Annotated in this window: 15 protein-coding genes; 5 read left to right on the plus strand and 10 right to left on the minus strand. The window is 72.4% G+C overall.

Features of this window, described 5'->3' with window-relative positions; genetic code table 11:
- Positions 1 to 40: 40 nt before the first annotated feature.
- Positions 41 to 652 carry an SCO3374 family protein gene (locus ACIRPP_RS22890; RefSeq protein WP_403645827.1) on the minus strand — a complete coding sequence of 204 codons (612 nt, stop codon included), beginning with the start codon at positions 650 to 652 and terminating at the stop codon, positions 41 to 43.
- Positions 653 to 1084: 432 nt separating this feature from the next.
- Here ACIRPP_RS22890 and ACIRPP_RS22895 point away from each other — a divergent pair, with 432 nt between their 5' ends.
- Entirely contained in the window at positions 1085 to 3610 is a 2526-nt protein-coding gene (locus tag ACIRPP_RS22895) for an ATP-dependent Clp protease ATP-binding subunit (RefSeq protein WP_403645830.1), read from the plus strand.
- Positions 3611 to 3704: 94 nt separating this feature from the next.
- On the opposite strand, the gene ACIRPP_RS22900 is transcribed toward ACIRPP_RS22895, so the two are convergent.
- On the minus strand, positions 3705 to 4352 hold the full coding sequence (locus ACIRPP_RS22900; RefSeq protein WP_403645833.1) for an HAD family acid phosphatase: 648 nt from the start codon (positions 4350 to 4352) through the stop codon (positions 3705 to 3707).
- A gap of 442 nt (positions 4353 to 4794) precedes the next feature.
- Between ACIRPP_RS22900 and ACIRPP_RS22905 the strand changes: the two genes are divergently transcribed.
- Positions 4795 to 5397 carry a M23 family metallopeptidase gene (locus ACIRPP_RS22905; protein WP_403645836.1) on the plus strand — a complete coding sequence of 201 codons (603 nt, stop codon included), beginning with the start codon at positions 4795 to 4797 and terminating at the stop codon, positions 5395 to 5397.
- A gap of 51 nt (positions 5398 to 5448) precedes the next feature.
- Here ACIRPP_RS22905 and cseC read toward each other — a convergent pair whose 3' ends face one another.
- The 5 genes from cseC to ACIRPP_RS22930 form a co-directional block, all read right to left on the minus strand.
- Complete coding sequence (cseC, locus tag ACIRPP_RS22910; protein WP_403645839.1) at positions 5449 to 6840, minus strand: two-component system sensor histidine kinase CseC; 1392 nt, start codon at positions 6838 to 6840, stop codon at positions 5449 to 5451.
- An 8-nt stretch (positions 6841 to 6848) separates the two neighbouring features.
- Positions 6849 to 7541: a two-component system response regulator CseB gene (gene cseB / locus ACIRPP_RS22915; RefSeq protein WP_403645842.1), complete on the minus strand. Its 693-nt coding sequence runs from the start codon at positions 7539 to 7541 to the stop codon at positions 6849 to 6851.
- A gap of 141 nt (positions 7542 to 7682) precedes the next feature.
- Positions 7683 to 8327, minus strand: coding sequence for a hypothetical protein (locus ACIRPP_RS22920; protein ID WP_403645845.1), 645 nt, complete (start codon positions 8325 to 8327; stop codon positions 7683 to 7685).
- A complete protein-coding gene (locus ACIRPP_RS22925; protein WP_164332945.1) occupies positions 8315 to 8854 on the minus strand; it encodes a SigE family RNA polymerase sigma factor in 540 nt (179 codons plus the stop codon). The genes ACIRPP_RS22920 and ACIRPP_RS22925 overlap by 13 nt, the downstream gene beginning before the upstream one ends.
- Positions 8855 to 9248: 394 nt before the next feature.
- Positions 9249 to 10184, minus strand: a complete 936-nt coding sequence (locus ACIRPP_RS22930; RefSeq protein WP_403645848.1) for an A/G-specific adenine glycosylase — start codon at positions 10182 to 10184, stop codon at positions 9249 to 9251.
- Between the two features lie 244 nt (positions 10185 to 10428).
- Here ACIRPP_RS22930 and ACIRPP_RS22935 point away from each other — a divergent pair, with 244 nt between their 5' ends.
- Positions 10429 to 11259 carry a hypothetical protein gene (locus tag ACIRPP_RS22935; RefSeq protein ID WP_403645851.1) on the plus strand — a complete coding sequence of 277 codons (831 nt, stop codon included), beginning with the start codon at positions 10429 to 10431 and terminating at the stop codon, positions 11257 to 11259.
- A 224-nt stretch (positions 11260 to 11483) separates the two neighbouring features.
- On the opposite strand, the gene disA is transcribed toward ACIRPP_RS22935, so the two are convergent.
- Complete coding sequence (disA, locus tag ACIRPP_RS22940) at positions 11484 to 12608, minus strand: DNA integrity scanning diadenylate cyclase DisA (RefSeq protein WP_403645854.1); 1125 nt, start codon at positions 12606 to 12608, stop codon at positions 11484 to 11486.
- Between the two features lie 70 nt (positions 12609 to 12678).
- On the minus strand, positions 12679 to 14088 hold the full coding sequence (gene radA, locus ACIRPP_RS22945) for a DNA repair protein RadA (protein WP_192231498.1): 1410 nt from the start codon (positions 14086 to 14088) through the stop codon (positions 12679 to 12681).
- Positions 14089 to 14430: 342 nt separating this feature from the next.
- Between radA and ACIRPP_RS22950 the strand changes: the two genes are divergently transcribed.
- Entirely contained in the window at positions 14431 to 16191 is a 1761-nt protein-coding gene (locus ACIRPP_RS22950) for a hypothetical protein (protein WP_403645859.1), read from the plus strand.
- A gap of 7 nt (positions 16192 to 16198) precedes the next feature.
- Here the strand turns inward: ACIRPP_RS22950 and ACIRPP_RS22955 are convergent, their stop codons facing one another.
- The gene (locus ACIRPP_RS22955) at positions 16199 to 16996 is read right to left on the minus strand and encodes a hypothetical protein (RefSeq protein WP_403645933.1); all 798 of its coding nucleotides are present in this window, start codon (positions 16994 to 16996) and stop codon (positions 16199 to 16201) included.
- Positions 16997 to 17160: 164 nt separating this feature from the next.
- On the opposite strand from ACIRPP_RS22955, the gene ACIRPP_RS22960 reads away from it, so the two are divergent.
- The gene (locus ACIRPP_RS22960) at positions 17161 to 18105 is read left to right on the plus strand and encodes a Ppx/GppA family phosphatase (RefSeq protein WP_403645862.1); all 945 of its coding nucleotides are present in this window, start codon (positions 17161 to 17163) and stop codon (positions 18103 to 18105) included.
- Positions 18106 to 18149 lie beyond the last annotated feature (44 nt).

Below are 18149 nucleotides of genomic sequence, written 5' to 3' on the forward strand. Positions count from 1 at the left end.
ACCCGTCCCCATCCGGTTCCTCAGGGGCCCGAGAAGGCTTTCAGGGGCTTTCCCGGGACCCGCGGGCTCCCGACGGGCCAGGCTCGGCGCCCGCGCGCCGCAGCCGGACGCGGTGGCAGTGCGTGGCCACCGTGTTCACCAGTCGCGCCAGATCGGCGGCGCAACGACGGCCCCCCATCGCCGACAGCGTCGGCAGCGAGGACTCCACGTCGTCCCGCGATCCGGGGGGCCGCAGCCATACGGCGGCCCCCTGCGAGCCGTCACGGCCCGGGGGCGGCGGGGCGTCCATCAGGCCGCCCGCGCCGATCGCGACCAGGTCGAGCGCCAGACCGCCCCACTCGAGCCAGTCCAGCAGCCCCGGCACCTCCTCCGCGCTCCCCTGCGCGACCAGCAGCCGCAGCCGGCCGCCCTGCGCGGCCACCGGGAAGGCCGCACCCTCTCCGGCGCGGGAGAAGTGCGCCAGGGCCGCGTGTCCCGCCTCGGCCGGCACGTCCAGGACGTCGAAGCGCACGCCCACGACCAGGCGCGGCCCCGGGCCGGGCACGGTGGGCCAGCCCAGTTCGTTCTCGTACCAGGCGCGGATCCGGTCGCCGGATGCGAGCGGCCGGCGGGGCCCCGGCAGTCCGGCCCCCGTGGAGACGGTGACGACCATGCCCCTGGCAACCCCGGGAAGGGCCGTTGAGTTACGCTCGGTGTATACCTGTGTGCGTACCGTGCCGGATTCGGGGGAGTGCGGGAGCGCGTGGCGGCGCGGGGTTGTTCGCCCGTAGCGGAGGGAACCCGTGTACGCGGCATGGACGGTCCGTCGCAGCGGGTAAGACATCCCTAGTGGGAGAGGGCGACACGCAGAATGGGGCGGCCTCCGTTCGCCACGGGCGTACTGGCGATGGGGGTAACTGCCTGGCCTGCGGGAACATCGTCTCGCACCATCGGGTTGGAGCAGATGTCGGAACGTTCGGGGTCAGGAGGCCATCGACGGTGTCGGCAGTTGGAATGAGCGGTCCCCGCTTGCGGGACTAAGCTGCGGAAGGACAGGGAGGGGAAGTTCCCCCCACTGCCTGACCGCTCTGAGGAGCGATTAACGATGTTCGAGAGGTTCACCGACCGCGCGCGGCGGGTTGTCGTCCTGGCTCAGGAAGAAGCCCGGATGCTCAACCACAACTACATCGGCACCGAGCACATCCTCCTGGGCCTGATCCACGAGGGTGAGGGTGTCGCCGCCAAGGCCCTTGAGAGCCTCGGGATTTCGCTCGAGGCGGTCCGCCAGCAGGTGGAGGAGATCATCGGGCAGGGCCAGCAGGCCCCGTCCGGCCACATTCCCTTCACCCCCCGTGCCAAGAAGGTCCTGGAGCTGTCGCTCCGCGAGGCCCTTCAGCTGGGCCACAACTACATCGGCACGGAGCACATCCTGCTCGGCCTGATCCGTGAGGGCGAGGGCGTCGCCGCCCAGGTCCTGGTCAAGCTGGGCGCAGACCTCAACCGGGTGCGGCAGCAGGTGATCCAGCTGCTCTCCGGTTACCAGGGCAAGGAGACCGCTACCGCCGGCGGTCCCGCGGAGGGCACGCCTTCCACGTCCCTGGTCCTCGACCAGTTCGGCCGGAACCTCACCCAGGCGGCCCGCGAATCCAAGCTCGACCCGGTCATCGGGCGCGAGAAGGAGATCGAGCGGGTCATGCAGGTGCTGTCCCGCCGTACCAAGAACAACCCGGTGCTGATCGGTGAGCCCGGCGTCGGCAAGACGGCCGTCGTCGAGGGTCTCGCGCAGGCCATCGTCAAGGGCGAGGTGCCCGAGACCCTCAAGGACAAGCACCTCTACACCCTGGACCTCGGCGCGCTGGTGGCCGGCTCCCGCTACCGCGGTGACTTCGAGGAGCGCCTGAAGAAGGTGCTCAAGGAGATCCGCACCCGGGGCGACATCATCCTGTTCATCGACGAGCTGCACACGCTGGTCGGTGCCGGTGCGGCCGAGGGCGCCATCGACGCGGCCTCCATCCTGAAGCCGATGCTGGCCCGCGGTGAGCTGCAGACCATCGGTGCGACCACGCTGGACGAGTACCGCAAGCACCTGGAGAAGGACGCGGCCCTGGAGCGCCGCTTCCAGCCCATCCAGGTCGCGGAGCCGTCGCTGCCGCACACGATCGAGATCCTCAAGGGCCTGCGCGACCGGTACGAGGCGCACCACCGCGTCTCCATCACCGACGAGGCGCTGGTCCAGGCCGCCACCCTGGCCGACCGGTACATCTCGGACCGTTTCCTGCCGGACAAGGCGATCGACCTGATCGACGAGGCCGGTTCCCGGATGCGTATCCGCCGGATGACCGCGCCGCCGGACCTGCGCGAGTTCGACGAGAAGATCGCCGGTGTCCGCCGCGACAAGGAGTCCGCGATCGACTCGCAGGACTTCGAGAAGGCCGCCTCCCTGCGGGACAAGGAGAAGCAGCTCCTGGCCGCCAAGGCCAAGCGGGAGAAGGAGTGGAAGGCCGGCGACATGGACGTCGTCGCCGAGGTCGACGGCGACCTGATCGCCGAGGTCCTCGCCACGGCGACCGGCATCCCGGTCTTCAAGCTGACCGAGGAGGAGTCGTCCCGCCTGCTGCGCATGGAGGACGAGCTCCACAAGCGGGTCATCGGCCAGGTCGACGCCGTCAAGGCGCTGTCGAAGGCGATCCGCCGTACGCGCGCCGGTCTGAAGGACCCGAAGCGCCCCGGTGGTTCGTTCATCTTCGCCGGCCCGTCCGGTGTCGGTAAGACCGAGCTGTCCAAGGCGCTCGCCGAGTTCCTCTTCGGTGACGAGGACGCGCTGATCTCCCTCGACATGTCGGAGTTCAGCGAGAAGCACACGGTCTCCCGCCTCTTCGGTTCGCCCCCCGGCTACGTGGGCTACGAGGAGGGCGGCCAGCTGACGGAGAAGGTGCGCCGCAAGCCGTTCTCGGTCGTCCTGTTCGACGAGGTCGAGAAGGCCCACCCGGACATTTTCAACTCGCTGCTGCAGATCCTGGAGGACGGTCGCCTGACCGACTCCCAGGGCCGGGTCGTGGACTTCAAGAACACGGTCATCATCATGACGACCAACCTCGGCACCCGGGACATCTCCAAGGGCTTCAACCTGGGCTTCGCCGCCCAGGGCGACACGAAGACCAACTACGAGCGCATGAAGAACAAGGTCTCGGACGAGCTCAAGCAGCACTTCCGGCCCGAGTTCCTCAACCGTGTCGACGACGTGGTGGTCTTCCCGCAGCTCACGCAGGACGACATCCTGAAGATCGTCGACCTGATGATCACCAAGGTGGACGAGCGCCTGAAGGACCGGGACATGGGCATCGAGCTCTCCCCGTCCGCGAAGGAGCTGCTGTCCAAGAAGGGCTACGACCCCGTGCTGGGCGCCCGGCCGCTGCGCCGGACCATCCAGCGCGAGATCGAGGACTCGCTGTCGGAGAAGATCCTCTTCGGCGAGCTGCGCCCCGGTCACATCGTGGTCGTGGACACCGAGGGCGAGGGCGAGTCCCAGACCTTCACCTTCCGCGGTGAGGAGAAGTCGGCGCTGCCCGACGTCCCGCCGATCGAGCAGGCGGCCGGCGGCACCGGCCCGAACCTGAGCAAGGAGGCCTAGCGCCCGCGCTCGGCCGAGACACGACAGGGGTCTGCCCCGGGACGGAGAGTCCCGGGGCAGACCCCTGTCCGCGTCCGTGCGCCGCCGGAGCGGGTCAGGACAGCCGGCCGCCGTAGTCGGGCAGCTTGAAGGTCTTCTCGGCGTGGCCGCCGGAGAGGTCGGTGGCGCTGTTGCCGATGTTGGCGATGATCGTGTAGCCCTTCGCCTCGATGGCGACGCGCTGGGCGGTCTTGTAGTCGGCGACGTTCTTGAACAGGTCGAGGAAGCCGCGCACGTGCAGTCCGGAGGACTCGTAGCCGGCGTGGTCGAGGTTGAACGCGGTGGGCGCCCAGATGATGCCGGGGCGGGCCGTCACGAAGAACAGGTCGACACCGCGCTCCTCGGCGTACTGGGCGACCTCCAGGACCGGACGGTTGGCCGGCTGCGGGAAGCTGAAGCCGAAGTCGGTCTCCAGCGCGGTGTTGTCGATGTCGAGGACGATGGCCTGCTTCTCGCCCGGGAGCGTGCGGTCGATCCGCTCCTTGAGGTAGGGCAGGGCCTGGTCCATGACCGCCCGGCAGTCCCGCTGCCAGGTGTCGTAGTCGACGTCCGCGGCCGCCGCGGAGGCCGCCGTGACGGCCGTGGGCGGGGCGGCGGGGGCGGCGGGGGCGGTGGCCTGGGCCGGGGAGGCCAGGGCCATCAGGGCGGCCGCGGAGACCGCGGTCGCCGATGCGCGGCGCAACCAGGAGCGTCGGCTTCTCATGTCGTGGGGGGTCCTCTCACGTCCGTGACGCTGCCAACATGTCGTGTGCATGCTCGTCTGCCAGGGTGACGCGAGGTGAACCGTAGGGTTACCGCACGGTAAGTGCCTAGAGGCGTGCGCCACTTTTATGAATTGGCGCAGAGGCGACCCCGGTGACATGGCGCACAGGGTTCGCGAGGGGTACTAAGCGGAATAGTCGCCGGCGGCGAAATTTAAATCGGACATTTGGTGCGCTGTTCTGATCGATCAGCTTGAAATGGGGGGTTTCACCCCGTGCGACCCCCTCCGTCAAGAGATATGGGTCTCACGCCTGACCTACGGCCTTTCGTCGTAGGTCACACCTTTGCGGCTTTTGACCGGGGGCGGTTACCAAGGAACGGCCACCACGGCGCGGTCCTGTGCTCCGGGTGGTTCACCTTTGTCCCCATCCCGTGAGGTTTCGATGTCCCAGCGCGTCTCGTCCCGTTCCTTCCGTCCGGCCCGCCTCCGTACCCGCGCCGCCGTCCTGGTCGCCGGTTTCGGTGCCTCGGTCGCCCTGGGAGCCGGAGTCGCGACCGCCGCCGCCGACACCACCACGTCCGGTGCCACGAGCGCGGCCCAGGTCCAGCAGGCGGCGAAGAAGGCCGCTTCCTGGGTCGACCCGGTCAAGAAGTACAAGCTGTCGGCCAGCTTCGCGGCGAACGGCGGCATGTGGGCCTCCAAGCACAGCGGCCAGGACTACGCCATTCCCACCGGCACCCCGGTCGTCGCCGCCCACGGCGGCACCGTCGTCAAGGCCGGCCCCAACGGCGGCGGCGACGGCCCCGCCTACGGCAACGCCATCGTCATCAAGCACGGCAACAAGACCTACTCGCAGTACGCCCACCTCTCGAAGGTGAACGTCAAGATCGGCCAGGTCGTCAAGACCGGCCAGAAGATCGCCCTGTCCGGCAACACCGGCAACTCCAGCGGACCCCACCTGCACTTCGAGATCCGCACCACCCCGAACTACGGCTCCGCCGTCGACCCGGTCAAGTTCCTCCGCGCCAAGGGCGTCAAGCTCTGATCCGGAGCAGCTGACGGCGGCCGTGCGGGACTCCCGTGACGGCCGTCCGGCCTACCGGGGCAGCACCGGGCGGGCAGCGCCCTGGGGGACGCGTTCCCGGTCCGGCAGCGCCGGGTAGCTCCCCGTACTGGTCGGAGCGTGCTCCGGCAGCCACAGCACGCCGACCGCGCCCTCGGCCGGCACGTCGTCCGGGGCACCCGCCGGGCGGACGTTGCGGAAGGTCAGGCGGGCGCCCAGCACCCGGGCCTGGCCCGCCGCGATGGTCAGGCCCAGCCCGTGCCCCCGGCCGGCCCGGTCCTTGCTCCCGGTGCGGAAACGGCTCGGCCCCTCGGCGAGCAGGTGCTCCGGGAAGCCCGGCCCGTGGTCACGGACCCGGACGACCCGGCCCTCCACGGTGACCTCGATGGGCGGCCTGCCGTGCCGGGCGGCGTTGGCCAGCAGATTGAACAGCACGCGCTCCAGGCGGCGAGGGTCGGTGGTGACCTCCGACTCGTGCACCACCCGCACGGTGACGTCCGGGTCCTTGGCCGCGACCCGCCGGGTGACGAACTCGCCCAGCATGATGTCCTGCAGCTCCGCCCGCTCCGAGGCGCCGTCCAGCCGGGCCACCTCCAGGACGTCCTCCACGAGCGTGCGCATGGCCTTGGCCCGGTCCAGCACCAGTTCCGTGGGCCGGCCCGGGGGCAGCAGCTCCGCCGCCGTCAGCAGCCCGGTCACCGGGGTGCGCAACTCGTGCGCGATGTCGGCGGTGACCCGGCGTTCGGCCTCCAGCCGCTGCCGCAGCGCGTCCGCCATGGCGTCCACGGCACTGGCCAGGTCGTCGGTCTCGTCCCGCACGACCCCGCCGATGGCCTTGCGCACCCGTACGTCCGTCTCGCCCTTGGCGACCCGGTTGGCCGCGGCGGCCGCCTTGCGCAGCCGGCGCGACAGCTGGCCCCCGATGAGCACGCCGAGCGCGCTGCCGCCGAGGACGACCGCGATGGAGCCGATCACCAGCGCCTGGTCGAGGTCCTTGAGGATGTCCGAGCTGCGGTCGGTGAAACCGGAGTGCAGGGACATGACCTGCCCGTTCTTCAGCGGGACGGCCGCCCAGATGTCCGGTGTCCCGTCGGGCCGGTCGGTGACGTAGGTGGCCCGTCGGCCCGCCTCCACCTTCCGGCGCAGTTCCTCGGGCAGGTCCGGGTCGTCGACCCGGGTGTTGGGGAAGTTCAGCCGCCCGGACAGCTCGTAGTTGCGCTGCGCCACGGTGATCCGCTCGTCGGCCAGGTCGCGGGCGTTGTCGAGCATCGACACCCGGGCGGCGTTGTGCACGACCAGGCTCAGCACGACCGCGACCAGCGCGCCGACCAGGGCGATCGCCGCACTGAGCTTCCAGCGCAGACCGGTCCGGATGGCCGCCCGGTCCCAGAACGCGGCCGTCGGCCGCCGGAAGGTGCGCCGCATGTCCCCGCTCAGGCCTTCAACTTGTAGCCGAAGCCGCGGACGGTCTCGATGCGGTCCTGCCCGATCTTGGTGCGCAGCCGCTGCACATGGACGTCCACCACCCGGGTGTCACCGCCCCAGCCGTACTCCCACACCCGTTCGAGCAGCTTGTCGCGGGAGAGGACGGTGCCCGGCGCGGACGAGAACTCCAGCAGCAGCCGCATCTCGGTCGGTGTCAGCGCCACGGGGACCCCGGCCCTGCGCACCTCCATGCCCTCCGTGTCGATCTCCAGCTCGCCGAAGGCCAGCACCCCGCCGTCGGCGGACGCCGCCTCCTCCCGGCCGCCGGCCCGGCCGAAGCGGCGCAGCACCGCGCGGATCCGGGCGACCAGCACGGCACCGTCGAACGGCTTGGTCACGTAGTCGTCGGCGCCCGCCTCCAGCCCGAGGACCACGTCGATGGAGTCGGCGCGCGCCGACAGCATGATCACCGGCACCATCGACTCGTCCCGGATGCGCCGGCACAGGCTGACCCCGTCCAGCCCCGGGACCATGACGTCGAGGAGCGCGATGTCGGGGCGGTTCGTCCGGAACGCCTCCAGGCCCGACAGCCCGTCCGGCATCGCGGTGACCGCGAAGCCGTCCCGCTCCAGGGCGAGCTGGGTGGCTTCGCGGATGACATCGTCGTCCTCGACGAACAGCACGTGGGTCTGGTCTGCCATCCCGGTTCTCTCAGCTCTCGTGTGATGTCGGCGGTGCGGGCGGGAGTGTCCCTCCCTCTGGGCTGACGCGCGGGCCGCGTTCCCGGTTCATCCCTTCATCGGACGGGAGGGCCTCCGCGGTTCACCCCCGTGAGGCATGTCTCACTCCAGCGGCACCGGCGTCTGCTCCCCGCCGGCCACCCGTCCGTAGTCGTTGTGGGTGCGGAACTCCTCGACGAACCGGCCCTCGGACCAGCGGTAGGTGATGATGTTCTCGCCGGACGGGCTCGACACGGGGTCGCCCCGGTCGTACACCTGGTTGGTCACCACCAGGTCCCCGCGGTCCATCTCCGCGTACACCGGCGGCTCCTCGGCCGCGAACACGTTCTGGTAGGCGCCGTGCACGTCCCGGTACACGTAGGAGCCGACCCCCACCGCGTCCCCGCAGGTCAGCACGTTGACGACGATGTCGTCGACGGTGCCGCCGGTGAGGCGGCCGTAGCTCACGTCGACGGGGTACTCGTCGGCGACGCACGGCTTCAACTGCCGCTTGACCTCGGCGGACACCTCCGGATCGCCCTTCACGAGCCGGACGGGATCGACCCCGCTCAGCTGTCCGGCCGGCGCCTCGGCGGTCGGTGACGCGGCCGAGTACCCGTTGGCCGGGCCCTCGTCGCGCGCGCCGGTGCCGCCGGTGCCGCAGCCGGCGGCACACAGGGCGAGGGCGGCGACCACGACCGTCGTCGTGCTCGCCGCCTGTGGGGTGGTCCGGGCCGTTCTCGGCCTCGCGCCGGTCAGGCCGCGCACCGCTCCCGCTCCTCACGCTCCAGCGCGCGTGCGTCCAGATCGCGCGACTCCAGCTCCTCGCGGAGCCGGGCCAGCGCCCGGTGCAGCGTGCTCTTGACCGTTCCGGCCGACATGCCGAGGGCGGCGGCCGTCTCCTCCGTGGACATCTGCTCCCAGTGTCGCAGCACCACCACACTGCGCTGTTTCGGGGCGAGTATCTTCAGCACGTCCATCAGCAGGGCGCGGTCGGCGTGCTGTTCGGTGGCGTCGTCGACGCAGGCGTCCGGGAGCTGCTCGGTCGGCACCTCCTCCAGCTTGCGGGCGCGCCACCACTCGGTCCTGGTGTTGATCATGACGCGGCGCAGGTAGGCGTCGGCCAGCCGCTTGTCGGCGATGCCGTCCCAACGGCCGTACGTGCGGGCGAGAGCGGTCTGCAGCAGGTCCTGCGCGTCCACGGGGTCCGGGACCAGACGACGGGCACTGCGCAGCAGCGCGTCCTGCCGGGTGCGGACGTACTCCTCGAACTCGAGCACCTCTCCGTGCGCCATGTGAACCGCCTCCGCTCCCCGTTCCGGCGCGCCCCGTGCGCACCGGCTTCACTGCCTGTGGTCCGTCGTCGTGCCCCCGAGGGGCACGCGAACGAAAGTACGGACGCGTTGTCACGGCACGGTGCGGAGCAGCCTGCGGGGAGCCCTCGGCTGTCCGTCGGTTGTGTAACGGACGGCGAAAACCGGGCGAAGCGGAAGGGAGAACTGGGGCTGGTATGGGCGGTCGGGGCGGAGATGTCCGTCCGCGTATGTGTGACGCGTGCCCGTTCATGTGGGTGCGGCGCATGGTGGTGCGCCCGCGGTCATGTGGGGCGCCGCCATGCGGGCGGGCCGGGGCGCCGCGCGCCGCACCCCTGTGGCGGGGCGGCGCCGCGGCCGGGCGGACCGGCCTGGGTCAGGTCAGCGGGAGGCGGTACAGGCCGTCCGGCATCGGTTCCACCAGGCCGTCGGCGACGAGTCCGTCCAGGGCGCGGGCGCGCTGCACCGGCTCGTGCCACACCCGGTCCAGGGCCGCCTGCGGGACCGGTGCATGGGCCTCCCGCAGGACCGCCAGCAGCCGCCCGCGGACCTGCCGGTCGGTGCCCGCGTACGTCTGACCGCGGCGCGGCGGACCCTCGTGCGCCGGTTTGCCCGCCAGCCGCCAGGCGCACAGGGCGGCGATCGGGCAGCGGTGGCACGACTCGTTCTTCGCCGTGCACACCAGGGCGCCCAGCTCCATGGAGGCGGCGGCCCAGCGCGCGGCGGTGGCCTCGTCCCCGGGCAGCAGCTCGCGGGCGAGCCGGCGTTCGGCGGCGGTGGTGGCGTTCGGCGGGTACTGCACCCCGGTCACCGCGCGCGCGAACACCCGGCGGACGTTGGTGTCCAGCACCGCGTGCCGCTGCCCGTACGCGAACGAGGCGACGGCCGCGGCGGTGTACTCGCCGATGCCGGGCAGCGCGAGGAGCTGGGCGTGGTCGGCCGGGACGTCGCCGCCGTGCCGTTCGGTTATGGCGACGGCCGCTCCGTGCAGCCGCAGCGCGCGGCGCGGGTAGCCGAGCCGGCCCCAGGCGCGGACGGCCTCGCCGGGCGCCTCGGCGGCCAGGTCGGCCGGGCGGGGCCAGCGGGCCAGCCACTGCTCGTAGACGGGCAGCACCCGGTTCACCGGGGTCTGCTGGAGCATGAACTCACTGACCATCACCCCCCAGGCGCCGGCCTCGGGGCGCCGCCAGGGGAGATCGCGGGCGTGCTCGTCGAACCAGTCGATGACGGGGGAGTGCAGCGGCTCGCCGGGAGCGTGCGCGGACGCGGATTCGGTGGTGCCGCCGTGCGGGGGTTTCGTGGGAGCAGTCATGGCTCTTCGATCCTGCCACGCCGGGCCCCGCCTGAGGGTGCACCGCCACGGTGGTGACCGGGCGACCCCCTATCACGCACCGTGAGCAGGGAAGGCGAACGGTTGCACTCCGTGACCGGGCGTGCCGCGGAGCGGCAAAAGCGGGGCTGACAGGGCCGTTTCCGGGATGATGATCCGGAAAAGTTGTCGCTCCGAGCGGCGGGTGGGACCGGTGAACGCCCCGATCTCTCGTATGGTTTGCGCCGTGGGATCTTTGCGCAATCCGGTCGGGCCGCTTCCCTCCTCCATCTACTGGCGACGGAGGGCCGTACTGCTGTCCGTACTGGCCTTGTCGGCGTTGTTGATCACCTGGGTGGTCACGGCGGGCGGCGGGGGCGGCAACGGCCACGAGAACGGGGCCAACGGCAAGAATCCCGCGCCGTCCATCACCCCGGGACCGTCGAGTTCGGGTCCGGCGATCAGTCAGGCGCCGGGCGGCCGGGACGAGACGGGCGACGAGAACTCCGGTGGCGCGTCGTCCGGTACGGGTGACGACGGCGCCAACGGCGACCCAGGGGACGGCGGAGCGGCCGACGGTGGCGCCGACGGCGGGGCGGGCGGCGACGCCGGGAGCGGCACGTCCGCCGGGGTGGGCGCGGGTGACGCGCTGCCGGCGGGCACGGGGTCGGGCCTTCCCGACTGCACCGCGAGCGCGGTGAAGTTCAGCCTGCGCAGCGCCCGCAACCTCTACGAGCCCGGACAGACGCCGACCTTCCTGCTGACCGCGCGGAACGTCTCGGGCAGTGACTGCAAGGTCGACCTCGGGCCCGCGAAGGCGGTGCTGACGATCATTCAGACCGGCAGCGACGACGCCTACTGGTCGTCGGACCACTGCCCCAAGGGTGCCCGGAGCCTGGTGTTCCGCGTGCCGGCGGGTGACAGCATCACCTACAGCGTGAAGTGGGACCGCAAGCCGAGCGCCGCCGAGTGCGCCACGCCTCCGGCGGGTTCGGCGGGAGCGGGGACGTACCTGGTGGAGGCGAAGGCGCCCGGCTTCAGCAAGGTGCAGACGTCGTTCGTGCTGGAGCGCGACTGACACGACGGGTGAGACCGGCACGAGGGGCGCGCTCGGCACGACGGGCGAGACCGACGCGACGGGCGCGGCCGACGAGACGGGCGACCGGCGCGCGACGGCTGCGGCGGACGCGGCAGCCGGCCGGGGGCGCGGGTGCCGTTACGGCGCCCAGGGGTGCCGCTACGGCGCACGGCGGACGGCGGACGGCAGACGGCGGGCCGGGCGCGGGCGGTGACCCGCCGACGTCAGACGTACCGCTCGAGGATCGAGCTCTCGGCCAGGCGGGACAGGCCCTCCCGGACGCTGCGGGCGCGGGCCTCGCCGACGCCGTCCACCGTCTGCAGGTCGTCCACGCTCGCGGCGAGCAGCTTCTGCAGTCCGCCGAAGTGCTCCACCAGGCGGTCGATGATCGCGCCCGGCAGCCTCGGCACCTTGGCCAGCAGGCGGAAGCCGCGCGGCGACACCGCCGAGTCCAGCGTCTCGGGGGAGCCCGTGTACCCCAGGGCACGGGCCACGGTCGACAGCTCCAGCAGCTCCGCGTGGGTGAGCACGTTGAGCTCGTGCAGGGCCTCGTCGACGGTGCGGGAACGCTTGGCGGTGGGCTCGGGCACGTAGTCCCGGACGACCAGTTCGCGCTCGGGCTCCACGCCCGCGATCAACTCGTCGAGCTGGAGCGCCAGAAGACGCCCGTCGGTGCCCAGTTCGACCACGTATTCGGCGATTTCGGTGGCGATGCGGCGCACCATCTCCAGCCGCTGCGCGACCGCCGAGACGTCCCGCACCGTCACCAGGTCCTCGATCTCCAGCGCGGAGAGCGTGCCCGCGACCTCGTCGAGGCGGAGCTTGTAGCGCTCCAGGGTGGCCAGGGCCTGGTTGGCGCGGGACAGGATCGCCGCGGAGTCCTCCAGGACCCGGCGGTGCCCGTCGACGTAGAGGGCGATCAGGCGCATCGACTGCGACACCGAGACCACCGGGAAGCCGACCTGCTTGGAGACCCGGTCGGCGGTGCGGTGCCGGGTGCCGGTCTCCTCCGTCGGGATGGTGGGGTCCGGCACCAGCTGGACACCGGCCCGGATGATCTTCGTCAGGTCGGACGACAGGACGATGCCGCCGTCCAGCTTGCACAGCTCCCGCAGGCGCGTCGCGGTGAACTCGACGTCCAGCACGAAGCCGCCGCTGCACAGCGCCTCGACCGTCTTGTCCGAGCCGAGCACGATCAGACCGCCGGTGTTGCCGCGGAGCACGCGCTCCAGTCCGTCCCGCAGGGCGGTGCCGGGTGCCACGGCGCTCAGTGAGGCGCGCATCAGGCCCTCCGAACCGGCACTCCCACCGGACTTTCCGGGAGCTGCTGCCCGGTCGTTGGCTGCCACTGCACTCCTCCGGTCGCAGGTTCCTGGGCGCCCCCGCGGTTCGTACGGACGGGCGAGACCTGGGCAAAGTCTACCGGCGGTCCCCGTCTTCCCGTGGGGCCTCTCGACGACGGGAGCGGGGAAGGACCCGCAGTGCGTCCCCTATGTCCGCGACTTCCAGAACCTTCATTCCGGCGGGGATCCGTCCCGGATCGCCCGGTACCAGAGCGTGCGTGAAGCCCAGCCGGTGGGCCTCGGCGAGCCTGCGCTGCACGCCCGTGACGCGTCTGACCTCGCCCGCGAGGCCCACCTCGCCGATCGCGACGAGGTTCTTCGGCAGCGGGGTGTCGCTGGCCGCCGACGCCAGCGCCAGCGCCACGGCCAGGTCGGCCGCGGGTTCCGTGAGTTTCACCCCACCGACCGTCGCGGAGTAAATGTCCCGTTTGCCCAAGGCGCTGATGCGTCCGCGCTGTTCCAGCACCGCGAGCATCATCGAGACGCGAGAGGTCTCCAGGCCGGAGGTGGTGCGCCGGGGGGAGGGGATCTGTGAGTCGACGGTGAGTGCCTGGACCTCCGCGACCAGGGGGCGGCGGCCCTCCAGGGTGACGGTCAGGCAGGTGCCGGGGACCGGTTCGTCACGACGGGTCAGGAAAAGTCCGCTGGGGTCCGCGAGGCCCGTGATGCCCTCGTCGTGCAGTTCGAAGCAGCCGACCTCGTCGGTGGTGCCGTAGCGGTTCTTGACGCCCCGGACCAGGCGCAGGCGCGCGTGCCGGTCGCCCTCGAAGTGCAGGACGACGTCCACCAGGTGCTCCAGCAGCCGGGGGCCCGCGATGGCGCCGTCCTTCGTGACGTGTCCCACCAGCAGGGTGGACATCCCGCGCTCCTTGGAGGCGCGGATCAGGGCTCCGGCGACCTCGCGCACCTGGGCCATGCCGCCGGGGGCGCCGTCGATCTCCGGGGAGGCGACGGTCTGGACGGAGTCCATGATCAGCAGGGACGGCTTCACCGCGTCCAGGTGGCCGAGGACGGCGGACAGGTCCGTCTCCGCCGCGAGGTACAGGTGGTCGTCGATCGCGTGGATGCGGTCGGCGCGCAGCCGGACCTGGCTCGCCGACTCCTCGCCCGTCACGTAGAGCGTGGGGTGGTCGGCGCTTGCCGACTTGGCCGCCACGTCCAGCAGCAGGGTGGACTTGCCCACCCCCGGCTCACCCGCGACGAGCACCACGGCCCCCGGCACGAGACCGCCGCCCAGCACCCGGTCCAGCTCCGGCACGCCGGTGGGACGGGCGGTCGCCTGCCGCCCGTCGACCTGCCCGATCGGCAGGGCGGAGGTGGTCACCCGGCCGGGCGTGGTCGTGCGCACGGCCGGCACGCCGTACTCCTCGACCGTCCCCCACGCCTGGCACTCCGGGCAGCGGCCGAGCCACTTGGCCGTCTGCCAGCCGCACTCGGTGCAGCGGTAGGACGGGCGGTCCTTGGTGGTCTTGGTACGGGCAGCCATGCGGAAAAGGTATCCGGCCCCACTGACATTGATCCTGATACTCAGGTTCCGGTGGTCATGGCTCTGCCACTGACTGACGTCCTGCTGGACTGTCTTCTGGCTGTTCTGTCCGGCCACCGAGCGGTGACCGAGCACGTCCTGCGGGCCGGTGCCGCCCGGAGTGGTCGTGGCCCGGAACACGGCGCCGGGGACGGTGTCCGGGTGGTGGGCGGAGGGCCCCGCGGAAGGCCGGCCCGCCCGCGGAGGGGCGCCGCTCCTCGTTTGAGGGATCGTTTCACCCGTACGGATTAAAAGTGCGCAGGGCACCGGAAGGGGCCGTGCCGGGCCGCCTACGGTCGCCGAATGATGAGCAGTGGCCCGGAGACCTCGACCCGTACGACCGGCGCACACCGGACGCACCGGGAGGTGCGCGACCGAGGGGCCGCCCGCGCGGTGGCGCAGCGGTCCCCGCTGCGTGACGAGCCCTACCTGGACGGCCTGTTCACCTACTGCCTGTCCGTCCTGTGCGACCACGAGGCGGCGACCGCCGCGCTGGCCGACGTCCTCGCCCTCGCGGAGCGGCGCGGCCGCAACGTCCGGGACGCGATCGGCGACCGTCGCGCCTGGCTGTACGCGCTGGCCCGCTGGGCCTGCCTGCGCAAGCTGACGGAGGCTCAGCAAAAACGTCAGGCCACCCACGCGGCGGGCCGTACCGCGCGGCAGAAGCGCACGGCGCGCGGCGCCACCGTCCCGGCCGCCGCCGAGGACGTCCAGGAGCAGCGCCGGCGCGAACTGTCCCTGCTGGCCTGGCCGGAGGCCGCCGGTACCACCCCGGAGCAGCGGGAGGCGCTCGAACTGGCCGTACGCCACCACCTCGCCGCCCACGAGGTCGCCGCCGTGCTCGGCATGGAACCGGCCGCCGCGCGCGAACTTCTCGCCTCCGCCGCCTGCGAGGTCGAGCGGACCCGTGCGGCGCTCGCCGTGGTGGAGACCGGGGCCTGTGTCGGCGTGGCCCACCTCACCGGCGACCGGCGCGTCATCCTCAGCACCGCGGTGCGCCGGGAGCTCGTGCGGCACGTCGACGACTGTCCGCGCTGCCGCCGTACGGCCGAGCGGGCCATTCCCGGCCGCTGGCCCGGCACCAGCGTCACCCCGGCCGCCCTGCCCGTGCTGACCGCGCCCCGCGCGGCCCTGCGCGCGGTCATGGCGCGCCACCCGCGCGGGCGGGTCACGGCGCCCCGCTTCGACCGGCGGGGGTATCCGATGGACCCCAAGGACCTGGTCGCCCGGCGGGACCGCCTGCGCGCGCGGGCCGTCACCACGACCGTCGTCGCCACCGTCGTCGCGGCACCCGTGCTCGCGTTGTGGGCCGCCTACCGCGGCACCCCGGTCGGCGAGGCCGCGGACGGCCGGTCGGCGTCCGCGCGGGAGGCCGACGGCCCCGTCGACCTCGACGGCGAGGGGCCCGGCGGCTACGAGAACGCGGGCAACGCCAGCACCCGGCCGGACAGCCGCTTCGACAAGGACGGGAAGAAGAAGACCTCCGACGTGTCGGTGGAGGTCGTCGAAGTCGCCGGCGGCGACCGCAAGGGCGCGGCGGCCCTCGGGGTGACCGCGGGCCACCACGGGGACACCACCCTCATCACCCTGACCGCGACCGGCTCCGCACCCGTGCGCTGGTCCGCGTCCACGGGCGCCCACTGGCTCTACCTCAGCCGGTCCTCCGGAACCCTCCGCCCCGGCGCGTCGGTGACGATCAAGGTGTACGTCGACCAGCTGCGCGAGCCGTCCGGTCACTGGCAGGCGCGGGTGGCGATCGCCCCGGCCGGTGCCGTCGTCACCATCGACGGCCACGGCACCGCCCCGGCCCCCTCCCGGCCGGGCAGCCCGCACCCCGGCCACCCGGGCAGCCCGGGCACCTCGCACCCCGGCACGCCGAGCGCACCGCCGCCCACCACCGACCCGGACCCCACGCCGACGACGCCCACCGAGCCCACGCCGAGCGACCCGCCGCCGGCCACCGGTCCGGAGCCGTCGCCCGACGACCCCACGCCCACCGAACCGGCGGACTCCCCGCCCCCGGGCCCGGGCGGCAGCGGGGACCCGAGCCCGTCCACGTCGTGAGCCGCCGTCAGGCGGGGTCCGCCGGATGCGGCGCCAGCAGCGGCAGCTGCGACGCCAGCCGCGCCTCGCACAGCTCGGCCAGCCGGTCGTAACCGGCCTTGCCCATCAGCTCGGTCAGCTCCGCCCGGTAGGAGACGTAGACCGGCTCGCCCGCGCCGTGCGCCGACGTCGCCGACGTGCACCACCAGTGCAGGTCGTGGCCGCCCGGACCCCAGCCGCGACGGTCGTACTCACCGATGGACACCTGCAGCACGCGCGTGTCGTCGGGCCGGTCGATCCAGTCGTAGGTGCGCCGGATCGGCAGCTGCCAGCACACGTCCGGCTTGGTCTCCAGCGGTTCGCGGCCCTCCTTGACGGCGAGGATGTGCAGCGAGCAGCCCATGCCGCCGGAGAAGCCCGGCCGGTTCTGGAAGATGCACGACCCCTGGAACGGGCGGGTCTGGCGCTCGCCGTCCTCGTCCTGGGAGACCCAGCCGCGCCGGGTGCCCTCCTCGTGGTGCTGCCAGATGTCCGGAGTGAGCCTCGCCACATGCTCGGCGACGCGCTTCTCGTCGTCCTCGTCCGAGAAGTGGGCACCCAGGGAGCAGCACCCGTCGTCCGCGCGGCCGGCCTGGATGCCCTGGCAGCCGCTGCCGAAGATGCAGTTCCAGCGAGAGGTCAGCCATGTCAGATCGCAGCGGAAGACCTGCTCGTCGTCCGCCGGATCAGGGAACTCCACCCACGCGCGCGCGAAGTCGAGCCCCTGCTCGTCGTCCGCCCGCTGATCCGCCGGAGATCCCTCCGGCGCGTTCGCCCGCGAAGACATCTCGACCGGTTCGACCTTCCTGGCCTTCTTGTCCGACTTCTTGTCCTTCGCCTTTTTCGTCTTTGGCACGGGTCCAGGGTATGCCGCCCGCGGAGTTCACCGGGACCGGCCCGTATCCGGCGGACCAGGCAACACGGCGCGCCGCGGGCAGTAGCGTTCCGTACATGAGACTTGGTGTCCTCGACGTGGGGTCGAACACGGTGCACCTGCTGGTGGTGGACGCGCACCCCGGGGCCTGCCCGCTGCCCGCCCACTCCCACAAGGCCGAACTCCGGCTGGCCCAGCTCCTCGACGACGACGGGGCGATCGGCCCCCAGGGGATGGACAGACTGGTCTCGGTCATCCGTGAGGCGCTGGACGCCGCCGAGGACAAGGGCGTCGAGGAACTGCTCCCGTTCGCGACGTCCGCGGTGCGCGACGCGGGCAACGCCGACGACGTGCTCGCGCGGGTGCGCGCCGAGACGGGCGTGGAACTCCAGGTGCTCAGCGGCGAGGAGGAGGCGCGGCTCACCTTCCTCGCCGCGCGCCGCTGGTTCGGCTGGTCCGCCGGGAAGCTCCTGGTCATCGACATCGGCGGGGGATCCCTGGAGATCGCCTACGGCATGGACGAGGAGCCGGACGCCGCGGTGTCGCTGCCGCTGGGCGCCGGCCGCCTCACGGCCGCCTGGCTGCCCGGGAACCCGCCCGAGGCGGACGAGGTGCGCGCGCTGCGCCGCCACGTGCGCACCGAGATCGCGCGTACCGTCGGCGAGTTCAGCCGGTTCGGCCGCCCCGACCACGTCGTGGCCACCTCCAAGACGTTCAAGCAGCTCGCCCGTATCGGAGGGGCCCCCGCCTCCGCCGAGGGCCCCTACGTGCAGCGGGAGCTGAAGCGGCAGTCCCTGGAGAGCTGGGTGCCCCGGCTCGCCGCCATGACGGAGGAGGAGCGCGCCGAGCTCCCCGGCGTCTCCGAGGGGCGCGCGGGCCAGCTGCTGGCCGGGGCGCTGGTCGCGGAGGCGTCGATGGACCTGTTCGGCGTGGAACGGCTGGAGGTCTGCCCGTGGGCCCTGCGCGAGGGCGTGATCCTGCGCCGCCTGGACCACATGGACGGCGGCGTCCGGCGGGCCTAAGGGTGCCGGCGGGCGCGAGGGCGTAAGCGGGGCGGGGAGAGCGG

This window comes from Streptomyces sp. NPDC101219, from assembly GCF_044767675.1.
In the GTDB taxonomy this organism is placed as follows: domain Bacteria; phylum Actinomycetota; class Actinomycetes; order Streptomycetales; family Streptomycetaceae; genus Streptomyces.

What these genes read in the sequence shown, in the direction of transcription:
- ACIRPP_RS22950 (WP_403645859.1), top strand. Translation starts at nt 14,431, where the DNA reads ATGATGAGCAGTGGCCCGGAGACCTCGACCCGTACGACCGGCGCACAC.
- ACIRPP_RS22900 (WP_403645833.1), bottom strand. Translation starts at nt 4,352, where the DNA reads ATGAGAAGCCGACGCTCCTGGTTGCGCCGCGCATCGGCGACCGCGGTC.
- ACIRPP_RS22890 (WP_403645827.1), bottom strand. Translation starts at nt 652, where the DNA reads ATGGTCGTCACCGTCTCCACGGGGGCCGGACTGCCGGGGCCCCGCCGG.
- radA (WP_192231498.1), bottom strand. Translation starts at nt 14,088, where the DNA reads ATGGCTGCCCGTACCAAGACCACCAAGGACCGCCCGTCCTACCGCTGC.
- ACIRPP_RS22930 (WP_403645848.1), bottom strand. Translation starts at nt 10,184, where the DNA reads ATGACTGCTCCCACGAAACCCCCGCACGGCGGCACCACCGAATCCGCG.
- ACIRPP_RS22960 (WP_403645862.1), top strand. Translation starts at nt 17,161, where the DNA reads ATGAGACTTGGTGTCCTCGACGTGGGGTCGAACACGGTGCACCTGCTG.
- ACIRPP_RS22925 (WP_164332945.1), bottom strand. Translation starts at nt 8,854, where the DNA reads ATGGCGCACGGAGAGGTGCTCGAGTTCGAGGAGTACGTCCGCACCCGG.
- cseC (WP_403645839.1), bottom strand. Translation starts at nt 6,840, where the DNA reads ATGCGGCGCACCTTCCGGCGGCCGACGGCCGCGTTCTGGGACCGGGCG.
- ACIRPP_RS22895 (WP_403645830.1), top strand. Translation starts at nt 1,085, where the DNA reads ATGTTCGAGAGGTTCACCGACCGCGCGCGGCGGGTTGTCGTCCTGGCT.
- ACIRPP_RS22905 (WP_403645836.1), top strand. Translation starts at nt 4,795, where the DNA reads ATGTCCCAGCGCGTCTCGTCCCGTTCCTTCCGTCCGGCCCGCCTCCGT.
- cseB (WP_403645842.1), bottom strand. Translation starts at nt 7,541, where the DNA reads ATGGCAGACCAGACCCACGTGCTGTTCGTCGAGGACGACGATGTCATC.
- ACIRPP_RS22955 (WP_403645933.1), bottom strand. Translation starts at nt 16,996, where the DNA reads ATGTCTTCGCGGGCGAACGCGCCGGAGGGATCTCCGGCGGATCAGCGG.